Source organism: Nocardioides sp. (genome assembly GCF_036401255.1).
Taxonomy (GTDB): Bacteria; Actinomycetota; Actinomycetes; order Propionibacteriales; family Nocardioidaceae; genus Nocardioides.
Map to the genome: position 1 here is coordinate 1 of NZ_DASWVI010000024.1, position 10627 is coordinate 10627.

The 10627-nt window shown below is 72.7% G+C and carries 9 protein-coding genes; all 9 read right to left on the reverse strand.

Annotation, left to right across the window (positions count from 1 at the left end):
* Nucleotides 1–78: 78 nt before the first annotated feature.
* Nucleotides 79–843 carry a class I SAM-dependent methyltransferase gene (locus tag VGD85_RS00935; RefSeq protein ID WP_331061574.1) on the reverse strand — a complete coding sequence of 255 codons (765 nt, stop codon included), beginning with the start codon at nucleotides 841–843 and terminating at the stop codon, nucleotides 79–81.
* Between the two features lie 82 nt (nucleotides 844–925).
* Nucleotides 926–1798 (reverse strand): NAD(P)H-hydrate dehydratase, encoded by an 873-nt coding sequence (locus tag VGD85_RS00940; RefSeq protein ID WP_331061575.1) that lies wholly within the window; start codon nucleotides 1796–1798, stop codon nucleotides 926–928.
* Nucleotides 1788–2534: a histidine phosphatase family protein gene (locus tag VGD85_RS00945; protein ID WP_331061576.1), complete on the reverse strand. Its 747-nt coding sequence runs from the start codon at nucleotides 2532–2534 to the stop codon at nucleotides 1788–1790. The genes VGD85_RS00940 and VGD85_RS00945 overlap by 11 nt, the downstream gene beginning before the upstream one ends.
* 39 nt (nucleotides 2535–2573) lie before the next feature.
* Nucleotides 2574–4145: a DNA polymerase ligase N-terminal domain-containing protein gene (locus VGD85_RS00950; RefSeq protein WP_331061577.1), complete on the reverse strand. Its 1572-nt coding sequence runs from the start codon at nucleotides 4143–4145 to the stop codon at nucleotides 2574–2576.
* 111 nt (nucleotides 4146–4256) lie between these two features.
* Nucleotides 4257–5741, reverse strand: coding sequence for an amino acid permease (locus VGD85_RS00955; protein ID WP_331061578.1), 1485 nt, complete (start codon nucleotides 5739–5741; stop codon nucleotides 4257–4259).
* A gap of 66 nt (nucleotides 5742–5807) precedes the next feature.
* Entirely contained in the window at nucleotides 5808–6977 is a 1170-nt protein-coding gene (locus VGD85_RS00960) for a hypothetical protein (protein WP_331061579.1), read from the reverse strand.
* Between the two features lie 16 nt (nucleotides 6978–6993).
* A complete protein-coding gene (dxs, locus tag VGD85_RS00965) occupies nucleotides 6994–8898 on the reverse strand; it encodes a 1-deoxy-D-xylulose-5-phosphate synthase (RefSeq protein ID WP_331061580.1) in 1905 nt (634 codons plus the stop codon).
* Between the two features lie 19 nt (nucleotides 8899–8917).
* Nucleotides 8918–9841 (reverse strand): SMP-30/gluconolactonase/LRE family protein, encoded by a 924-nt coding sequence (locus tag VGD85_RS00970; protein ID WP_331061581.1) that lies wholly within the window; start codon nucleotides 9839–9841, stop codon nucleotides 8918–8920.
* An 8-nt stretch (nucleotides 9842–9849) separates the two neighbouring features.
* Nucleotides 9850–10627 (reverse strand): sulfite exporter TauE/SafE family protein (locus VGD85_RS00975; protein ID WP_331061582.1); only part of this gene is annotated, 778 nt, incomplete at its 5' end.

Genomic DNA, 10627 nt, shown 5'->3' on the forward strand with positions numbered 1-10627 from the left:
CGGCCCGGCTGAGCACTTTCGCCAGTCTGGCTACGCGCGGCCCGGGGCCGGCTTCGGCGTCAGCACGGATCCCGGAACCTACTCCTTGATCGCCACCACGGTGTATCCCTCTGCCTCCGGGTCGAACGTGCTGCTCTCGACCCTCAGCCCTACTCGTCGCAGCTCCGACACGAGGTCGTCGTACCGGTAGGGCCACGACGACAACACCTCGGACCGGACCCGGACCGCCCCGTCGGCCTCGATCTGGGCCACGGCGATCTCGATGTGATGCTCCTGCTCCCACCCACGCGGGATCTCCCAGCGGTAGATGACGACGGCATCGCGGCCGTTCCGGCGGACGAGCTCATCCCAGACCTCCATCCGGGAACCACCGGCGCGGACCAGCTCCCAGTTGCGGGAGGTGAGCACCAGGCGTCCTTCGGGACGCAACAGCCGCGACATCGACTCGAGTGCGGCCAGCCTCGCGCTCGCGCCTTGAGCGTGGTGCAGGGAGTTGCCCACGCAGAACACCATGTCGAAGCTCGCACCGTCGAGATGACCGGACAGCTCGCTCCAGTCGGCCCGGACCGCCCGCAGCGATGCGCCGAGCTCATCGGCCAGCTCTCCGGTGCGGCGGACCATGGCGTCGCTCGCATCGGTCGCGACCACCCGGAAGCCGAGACCGGCGAGGCCCACCGCGAGCTGGCCGGTGCCGCACGAGCAGTCGAGAACCTGAGCGTGCGGCGGGAGGAGGCCGATGACGTCTTCGAACGCCTCGGCGAAGGCAGCAGGCGTCAGCTTCGCATCGGAGATGAGCCACTCGTAGACCTCCGCGAGCGCACCGTAGCCCGGCACTGCGATCACCTCCACCCTCATTCGCGATCACCCTGCCATGACGAGAGGCCCAGGCGGCGATCGTGGAAGGTGGTTTCGAGGCTCGCTTCGCTCAGGCCAGCTCGCCGAGGACCGTGGGGACGACCCCGGGCAGGTCGCGGGCCAGATAGCCGACCCGGCCGACGCTGCCCGCCAGCCGCTCACCGGCGCGCGCGTGCAGGTAGGCGCCCCACGCCGCGGCTTGCGCGGGCTCGCCGCCCCGGGCCAGGAGGCCGGCGACGATCCCCGCCTGCACGTCGCCCGAGCCGGACACCCCGAGGCCAGGTCCGCCGCCCTCGACGATCCAGGCCCGGCCGTCCGGGCTGACGATGAGCTTGTCCTCGGCCCCGGCGAGCACGACGACGTCGTTCTCGCGTGCGACCTCGGCCGCGGCGTCGAGGATCTCCTGCCGGGTGCTCGGCTCGTCGCGCCCCGCCAGGTGTGCCAGCTCGGTCGGGTTGGCGGTGACCACGGCGCGGCCGTCGAGGTGCCGCAGGCCGCGCGGGTGATCGGTGAGGTACGCCGTGCCGAGGGCATCGAGCACGAGCGGCATCCCGATCCGGGGCAGCACCGCGGCCAGCAGGGCCGCCGCCCGTTCAGGGTCGTCCAGGCCGGGGCCGGCCACCACGGCGTCGGCCGCCTCTGACCGGAGCACCACGCGATCCGCCGCTCGGGCGTCGATCGATCCCTCGCCGTCCTCCGGGAGTCCGATGACCTGCGCCTCGGGGACCGCCACCGCCAACGCCGAGGCGCCGGAGGCCGCCGTGGCGATCGCGAGCTTGCCCGCGCCGGCGCGCAGCGCCGACACCCCGGCGAGCAGCACCGCTCCGGGCGTGGAGGCGCTGCCACCCAGCACGAGCAGGTGGCCACGGGAGTCCTTGCCGGCGCCCGGCTCGGGCAACGGCCAGCGCCGCAGCAGCGCCGGGGTGACCACCTCAGGAGCCATGGCGACTCACCCGGCTCTCCTCGTGAGTCACCTCGGCGTCCTGGTCGTCGACGGCCCGGGTGTCGGCGAACGTGTCGAGCTCGAACCGCTCACCCGTCTTCACGAGCCGGGTCAGCGAGGCGTTGGGGATCTGCAGCTGCTTGTCGATCTCGAGCAGGCGCGGCTCGTCGATGCCCTCGAGCACGTACCGGAACGCCATGATCACGGCCTGGTGGGTGAACAGCCACAGCCGCTCCCCGTCGTACCCGTGCCGCAGATCGGTGAGCAGGCTGCGCACCCGGAGCACCACGTCGGCCCAGCTCTCGCCGCTCGGCGGCTGGTAGTAGAACTTGCCCAGCCGCGAGCGCCGTTCGGCCTCGTCCGGGTAGTGCGCCCGGATGCCCCGGCCGGTCAGCCCGTCGAACACACCGAGGTCGCGCTCGCGCAGGCGCTCGTCGAGCGTCGCCGAGAGATCCAGCGGCCCCGTGGCGATCCGTGCGGTGTCGGCGGCGCGGCGGTACGGCGAGCTGAGGACCAGCGTCGGCCGCCAATCCTCGGGCGCTCGGCCGATCCACCGGCCCACCGCCTCCGCCTGCTCGACACCGGTGTCGGAGAGCGCCACGTCGGCGTCCCGGGCGTCGAGGTCGAGGCGCTCGGCGCCGGCCTCGCGGGCCGTCGTGTCCGCGAGGTTGCCGACGCTCTCCCCGTGTCTGACCAGCGTGATGCTGGCGGGTCCGCTCTGCCATCGAGGTTCCACGGGGCTGCCGTACCCATCCCGAGCCAGGGTGAACACCGGTCAGGTGAGCTCGGGCAGCTCCTGCGCGGCGCCGAGCAGCGCCCGGAACGGGTCGCCGCGCTCGGCGAGCCGGTCCAGCACCGTCCGGACCGTCCAGCGGTCGGGACGCAGGTCGGGGTCGTCGAGCTCGTCCCACTCGATCGGCACCGAGACGGGGGCGCCCGCCGCCGGGCGCGGGGAGTACGGCGCGACCAGGGTCTTGTTGATCGCGTTCTGGGTGTAGTCCAGCCGGGCCAGCCCCTTGCGGGCCTTGACCTCCCACTTCCAGCTGACCAGCTCGGGCACGACCTTGCCGACCGTCCGTGACAGCGTCTCGACCCAGGCGCGGGTGTCCTCGAACGTGTAGCCGGCCACGACCGGGATCCAGATCTGGATGCCGCGGCGACCGGTCACCTTGGCGCGCCCCGTGACCCCGACGTGGTCGAGCGCGGTGCGGTGCAGGCGCGCGAGCACCAGCAGGTCCTCCCACCCGGTCCGCTCCCCCGGGTCCAGGTCGATGAGAGCGTACGACGGCTCGTGCGGCCGCTCGGTCCGTGAGGTCCAGGGGTGCCACTCGAGCGCCCCGAAGTTCGCCGCCCAGACCAGGGCGGCAGGCTCGCCGGGGACGACGTACGCCGTCGTCTCGCCCTCGTCGGCGTCGGGGTTCTCCCAGCACTCCAGCCACTCGGGGGCGTGCTCGGGCCGCTGCTTGTGCCAGAACCCGGGCCGCTCGGCGCCCTCCGGGTAGCGGTGCATGTTCAGCGCCCGGCCCTCGAGGTAGGGCAGCGCGACCGGCGCGATGCGGGCCGCATAGGCCAGCAGCTCGCGCTTGGTCACCGGCGGCTCGCCCGCGCGTCCCGGGAACAGCACCTTGTCGAGGTTGGTGACCTTGAGCCGGCGCCCGAAGACCTCCCAGGTGCCCTGCTTGCCGAGCGCCTCGAGCTCGTCGATCGCCTCGTCCGGCAGTGGCTCGGGCAGCAGCGACACGCTCGCCTCGGCCGCCGGCGCGTCCGAGCGCCACAGCCGGTCGGGGTCGGCCTTCACCTCGTCGTTGGTCCGCCCGCTGATCACCGAGACCGGGTGGTCCTCCGCGTCCCAGCCCTCGACCGCGTGCTCGTCGCGCTTGTGCAGGAGCATCCAGTCGTCCCCGTCACCACCGTCGCGCCGGACGAGCACCAGTCGGCCGCGCAGCTTGTGGCCGTGCACCTCCGCGTGCAGCTCGCCGGCCTCGACCGCGGCGCGCGGATCGTCGGTGTGCACGGGCTCCCAGGTCCCGGTGTCCCACACGATGACGTCGCCGCCGCCGTACTCCCCCGACGGGATCACGCCCTCGAAGAGCAGGTACTCGATCGGGTGGTCCTCGACGTGCACGGCCAGGCGGCGCGCCTTCGGGTCGAGCGTCGGGCCTTTCGGGACCGCCCAGCTGACCAGCACCCCGTCGATCTCGAAGCGCAGGTCGTAGTGCAGCCGCCGGGCCCGGTGCCGCTGGACCACGAAGCGCCCGGTGCCGGCCCCCGGCTCGGGCGCGCCCGCGGGCTCCGGCGTACGCGCGAAGTCGCGTTTGCGCCGATAGACATCCAGCTTGCCGGCCACGACTCCAGGGTGCCCCAGTCCCCACGAGCCCATGTCCCTGCGCTGCGCCTCACCGTCTTCCCACGCACCTGACGGAACTGTCGTCCGGGGGCCGGATCCGCAGCAGATGGGTCAGGTGCGTGGGGAACCGCCGAGCCCCACCCGGCTGTGCCGGCGGCCGTAGAGGAAGTACACGACGAACCCGAGCGCCATCCAGATCACGAAGCGCTCCCAGGTCTCGCCCTTGAGGTTGAGCATCAGGTAGAAGCACATCAGCGTCGACAGCGTCGCGACCACGGGCGCCAGCGGCGTGCGGAACGAGCGCCGCAGGTCGGGGCGGGTGCGCCGCAGCACCACCACCCCGATGCTGACGAGGATGAAGGCGAACAGGGTGCCGATGTTGACCAGGTCGGCCAGCGTCTGGAGGTCGACGAACCCGGCGATCGCCGCGACGACCACACCGGTGATCAGCGTGATCCGGTAGGGCGTGCCGAACCTCGGGTGCACGCGCGCGATGGAGCGCGGCAGCAGCCCGTCTCGTCCCATCGCGAACGCCACCCGGCACTGGCCGAGCATCAGGATCATCGCGACCACGACCAGTCCGATGCAGGCGCCGACCGAGATCAGGTCGCCGATCCAGCCGACCCCGGCGGCCGAGAACGCGGTGGCCAGCGGCGCGGGGTCGTTCGGGTCGATCTCCTCATAGCTCTGGACCCCGGTGACGACCAGGCTGACCGCGACGTAGAGCACGGTGACGATCGCCAGCGAGCCGAGGATGCCGATCGGGATGTCGCGCTGCGGGTTGCGCGCCTCCTCGGCCGTGGTCGCCACGACGTCGAAGCCGATGAATGCGAAGAACACGATCGCGGCGCCGGCGATCACGCCGCCGATGCCGAACACCGCCGGCTGGATGTCGAGCAGCGTGGTGATCAGCGGCAGTTGGCGGAAGCCGCCCTCGGCGTCGCCGACCGGCTCCGAGGACGGGATGAACGGCGTCCAGTTCGACGGGTCGACGTAGGCGATGCCGACGACGATGACCGCGGCGACGACCGAGAGCTTGATGGCCACCACGACCTGGTTGACCATGCTGGAGAGCTTGGTCCCGCGGATCAGCAGCAGCATCACGAGCAGGGCGATCACGATCGCGGGCACGTCGACCGCGCCGTGGGCGGCCGAGCCGATCTGGGTCGGGACCTCGAACGGCGTACCGTCGAGGAGCTCCTGCAGGTACCCCGAGAAGCTCACCGACAGCGCCGCGGCGCCGATCGTGAACTCGAGGATCAGGTCCCACCCGATGATCCAGGCGACCAGCTCGCCGAGGGTCGCGTAGGAGAACGTGTACGCCGATCCGGCGACCGGCACGGTCGAGGCGAACTCCGCGTAGCACAGCGCCGCGAGGCCGCAGGCGACGGCGGCGATCAGGAAGCTCAGCGCGAGAGCCGGCCCGGAGTTGGTGGCCGCCACCGTGCCGGTCAGCACGAAGATGCCGGCTCCGATCGTGACGCCCACCCCGAAGACCGTGAGGTCGAGCGCGCTGAGCTCCTTGCGGAGCCGGTGGTCCGGATCGTCGGTGTCGGCGATCGACTGCTCCACCGACTTCGTGCGCATCAGGCTCATACGCGCACCGTTACCGCTCCGCCCGACCGCGAAACCAGCGATCCGCGGCGGCCGAGTGATCTGGGGTCAGCCGGCGGCCTCGTAGAGCGCGACGATCTGCCGGTCGGCCTGGCGGGCCAGCTCGCGGGTGCTGGTGCCGAACCGGTCGCGCAGCACCGCGTCGGGGTCCGCGCCCGGCGCGGCCATCGCGTCGAGCAGCTGCCAGGGGGCGTCCTCGCCGTACGCCTCGGCGAGGTACTCCACCGCCCACCACGCGAGGCCGTAGTGCGCCTGCGAGTCGTCGTCGTTGAAGGTCGCGTCGTCGGGGAGGTCGTCGGCCCCGGCCTCGGCGGCCGCGACCGCGGCCGCCGGGATGCGGCGGTCCTCGGGCGCCAGCGGCCGGACGGAGACGTACTCCGCGAGCCCCTCCGAGAGCCAGACCGGCACCTGGTCGTCGCGCGTGCCGAGGGCGACGTGGACCAGCTCGTGGCGCACCAGCCGGTCGCGGCCCCTGCCGGGTCGATCGACCACGCGTGGGTTGAGCACGATCCGGCTGCCGTCACCCACCGGGAACGCGACCGCGTCCAGCCGGCCCGGGTCGCCGCCGGGAGCGTCCTCGAGCCCCTCGAGGAACGCCGGGTCGGAGAGTGCGTAGACCACGACCGTGCGTGACCAGTCGTAGGGCACCTGCTCGGACACGGCGGCGATGCCGGCCTCGACCGACGCGATCAGCTCCGGCGCCCGGTCGACGCTCCCGGGGTCGAAGATCCCGAGTACGCCGTCGCCCTCGCGCACCTCGACCGGTCCGTCGTCCCACGGCTGGGCGTCGGCCTCGACGAGAGCGGTCAGCCGGTACCGGCCGGGGTGTCCCGGGACCGGCACGAAGCGGTAGCGGCCCTCGCTGGCGACCGGCGCGGCGTCGTACCCCTCGAGCTGGAGGGACTCGGTGACGCGCACTCGATAGGCGTTGCCGTCGCGCACCAGCGAGCCCGGGTCGAGCCGGTAGGACAGGTGGGCGACCGGCAGCCGGGTGAGGTTGGCGAACCAGGTCGACTCCCGCTCGCGGAACCCGGCCGCGCCGCCGACCAGCCGCGCGAACCCCGCGGCGTCGGCCCCGCGGACGACGCGGGCCCGGGCGTCCAGGGCCCGCTCGAGGGCGCGCACGACGTCCGGCGACGCGGCGGCGCCCGGGTGATCGGCAGGATCGACGTGGTCGTCGGACCCCGAGCAGCCCACCAGCGCCGCGGTGAGCACCACCGCGGCGAGCAGGAGGCTAGGTCGTCTGCTCCACATCGATGGGAGAACGACCCTCCGACAAAGAGGTCATGTCCTCGACGATGCCGAGCGCGAGCGCCTGGGGGGTCAGCCCGATCCGCTCGAGGATCGCGGCGCGCTTGGCGTGGTCGAGGAACCGCTGCGGGATGCCGTGCAGGCGGAACGGCGTGTGCACGCCGGCCGCGTTCAGGGTCTGGAGGAGCACGGCGCCGCAGCCGCCGGTCTCGCCGTTGTCCTCGATGCTGACCACGAGCCGGTGCTCGCGGGCCAGCTCGACGATCGCGGGGTCGACCGGCTTGACCCAGCGCGGGTCGACGACGGTCACGCCGATGCCCTGCGCGACGAGCCGGTCGGCGACCTCGACGGCGGTGGTGGTCATCGCGCCCACGGCGACGACGAGGACGTCCTTGGTGCCCTTGCGCACCAGGATGTCGGCTCCCCCGGCCCGGCCGACCGCCTCGATGTCCTCGGGCGGCGGGCCCTTCGGGAAGCGTACGACGGTCGGGGCGTCGTCGACCGCGACGGCCTCGTCGAGCAGCTCACCCAGGCGGGTCGCGTCGCGGGGCGCGGCCAGGCGCAGGCCCGGGACGACCTGGAGGATGGACATGTCCCACATGCCGTTGTGGCTGGCGCCGTCGTCGCCGGTGACCCCGGAGCGGTCGAGGACGAACGTGACTCCGCACTTGTGCAGGGCCACGTCCATCAGGACCTGGTCGAACGCACGGTTGAGGAACGTGCCGTAGAGCGCGACCACCGGGTGCAGGCCACCCATCGCGAGACCGGCAGCCGAGGTCGCGGCGTGCTGCTCGGCGATGCCGACGTCGAAGGTGCGCTCGGGGAAGTGCGCCTGGAAGGCGTCGAGGCCGACCGGGTGCATCATCGCGGCGGTGATGCCGACGACGTCCTTGCGCTGGTGGCCGATCCGCACGATCTCGTCGGAGAACACGTCGGTCCAGATCCGGCCCTTGGGCTTCTCGGCGCCGGTCTGGACGTCGAAGGGTCCGGGCGCGTGGAACTGGTCGGCCTCGTGCCGCTCGGCCGGGTCGTAGCCGTAGCCCTTGCGGGTGATCGCGTGCACGATCACCGGCCCGTTGAACCGCTTGGCCTGGGCCAGCACCTGCTCCATCGCGGCGCGGTCGTGTCCGTCGACGGGGCCGACGTACTTGAGCCCGAGGTCCTCGAAGAGACCCTGCGGCGCGAGCGCGTCCTTGAGGCCCTTCTTCATCGCGTGCAGGGCGTCGTACGCCGCCGGGCCGACACCCGGGACGGCGTTGAGGCGCCGCTTGACCATGTCGAGCACGTTCTCGTAGCGCGGGTTGGTGCGCAGCGAGGTGAGCGCGGTGGCGAGGCCGCCGATCGTCGGGGTGTAGGAGCGGCCGTTGTCGTTGACGACCATGACGAGCCTGCTCGACTTGGCGATCGCGATGTTGTTGAGCGCTTCCCAGGCCATGCCGCCGGTGAGCGCGCCGTCGCCGATGACCGCGACGACGTGGCGGTCCTCGCCGCGGATCGTGTAGGCCTTGGCCAGCCCGTCGGCGTAGCTCAGCGCCGTGGAGGCGTGGGAGTTCTCGACGATGTCGTGGTCGGACTCGGCCTGGCTCGGGTAGCCACTGATGCCGCCCTCGCGGCGCAGCGTGCCGAACGTCGCGGCCCGGCCGGTCACGAGCTTGTGGACGTACGCCTGGTGGCCGGTGTCGAAGACGATCCGGTCGCGCGGGGAGTCGAAGACGCGGTGGATCGCCAGCGTCAGCTCGACCACGCCGAGGTTGGGTCCGAGGTGACCGGTGTTGGTCGCCACGGTGCGGATCAGCACGTCGCGGATCTCGCTCGCGAGCTGCTCCAGCTGGTCGTCGCTGAGACCCCGCAGGTCACGCGGGGACGTGATCGACTCGAGTAGGCCCATAGCGCTCGAGTCTACGTCTCTACAGTTCCACGACGGCGATCGCGGGCTCGTGGAGACTGCCGAGCCAGAGCCGGCCCTCGTGCTCCCGGACGCCGGTGACCATGTGGTAGCCGGTGCCCGGCAGGTCGACGTCGCGGACGAGCCGGCCGGCATCGTCGTACGCGACCGCCCGCACGGTGCGCTTGGGCTTGGGCTGGAGCCGCTCGGGCACCTTCGTGACGGCCCGCCGCAGCGGCATCGGGGCGTGCTGGAGGCGCTCCACCACGGGGTCGGTCGGGCTCGCGATCGACACCCAGATCAGGCCGTCGCTGCCCCGCGCGATGTTGTCGGGATAGCCGGGCAGGTCGCTGGCGAGGAGGTCGCGGGTCCCGGCCTTGGGCCCGGTCAGCCACCACCGGACCACCGTCCGCGCCCCGGTCTCGGCGACGGCGACGTACGACTCGTCGGCGGCGAGCGCCACCCCGTTCGCGAACGCCAGCCCGTCGATGACCACCTCGGTGCTGCCGTCGGTCCCGAGGCGGGCGAGCCGACCGGTCCGGGTGTCCTGGACGAAGTCGTCCTTCCACCGGTCGATGCCGTAGTGGCGCGAGGAGTCGGAGAACCACACCGTGCCGTCGGGGGCGACCGCGGCGTTGTTGCAGAACATCATCGGGGTCCCGTCGAGCCGGTCGGTGACCGCCTCGACACTCCCGCTCGCAGGATCGACGCGGAGGACACCGCGGCGGGCGTCGCACACGAGCAGCCGGCCGTCGACGTCGAGCTCGATGCCGAGCGGCCGGCCGCCGGTGTGGGCCACGCGGTCGATGCGCCGGCCGTCGTGGGAGACGCGGAAGATGCTGCCGTCCTCGGTGCCGGTGAAGACGGCGCCCTCGTCGGGTCCGGGTCCGGCGACGACGACGTCCTCGGCTCCGGGGCCGGGCACGGGGATCACGGTGAGGTCCATGGAGGACATCAGAGCAGTGATCGCACCAGCAGCGCGAGGGCCGAGACGGCACACACGGCGAGGACCGCGGTGCGGACGACGTCGGGCCGGAGCCCGCGGCGCAGGCGTACGCCGGCGAGCGCACCCGCGAGCACGACCGGCAGCAGCACCGCGGCGAGCGACACCTGCTGCCCGGTGAGCTCGCCGGAGACGGCGAGCCCGACCAGGCTCAGGGCGGCGCCGATCAGGAAGTACACGGCCAGCGTGGTGCGGATCTGGCGGGCCGGGCGATGCTGGTAGAGCAGCGCCATCGGCGGGCCGCCGATCGAGGTGGCGGTGCCGGTCACGCCGCTCACCAGCCCGGCGGTCATCAGGGTGGCTCGGTTGATCGGCACCCGGACGGCGCGCCAGGTGAGGGCGACCGCGAGGAGCACCATGACCCCGACCGCGACGCCGAGGGACCGGTCGGAGAAGCTCGCGACCACCCACACCCCGATGGTGGTGCCGAGGATGCGGGGCGGCAACGACCAGGCGAGCCCGCGCCAGTGGATCTCCTCGCGTTCGACCGCGAGCGTCAGGCACGGCAGCACCATCGCCAGCGCGATCATCAGGCCCGGCATCAGCTCGGGCGCCACGAGCGCGGTGACGGGCGCGGCGACCAGCCCGAGGCCGAGCCCGACGACCGACTGCACGATCGCGCCGACGAGCAGCCCGAGCGCCACGGCGACGACGGCCGCCAGCGAGACGTCGGCGATCACCCGGACGTCACCCGGCGAGCTCGGCGTACTCGTCCGAGGCGAGGAACTC

Excerpts from the sequence above, each read along its gene's own strand:
- VGD85_RS00940 (WP_331061575.1), bottom strand. The coding sequence starts at position 1,798 with ATGGCTCCTGAGGTGGTCACCCCGGCGCTGCTGCGGCGCTGGCCGTTG.
- VGD85_RS00970 (WP_331061581.1), bottom strand. The coding sequence starts at position 9,841 with ATGGACCTCACCGTGATCCCCGTGCCCGGCCCCGGAGCCGAGGACGTC.
- VGD85_RS00955 (WP_331061578.1), bottom strand. The coding sequence starts at position 5,741 with ATGAGCCTGATGCGCACGAAGTCGGTGGAGCAGTCGATCGCCGACACC.
- dxs (WP_331061580.1), bottom strand. The coding sequence starts at position 8,898 with ATGGGCCTACTCGAGTCGATCACGTCCCCGCGTGACCTGCGGGGTCTC.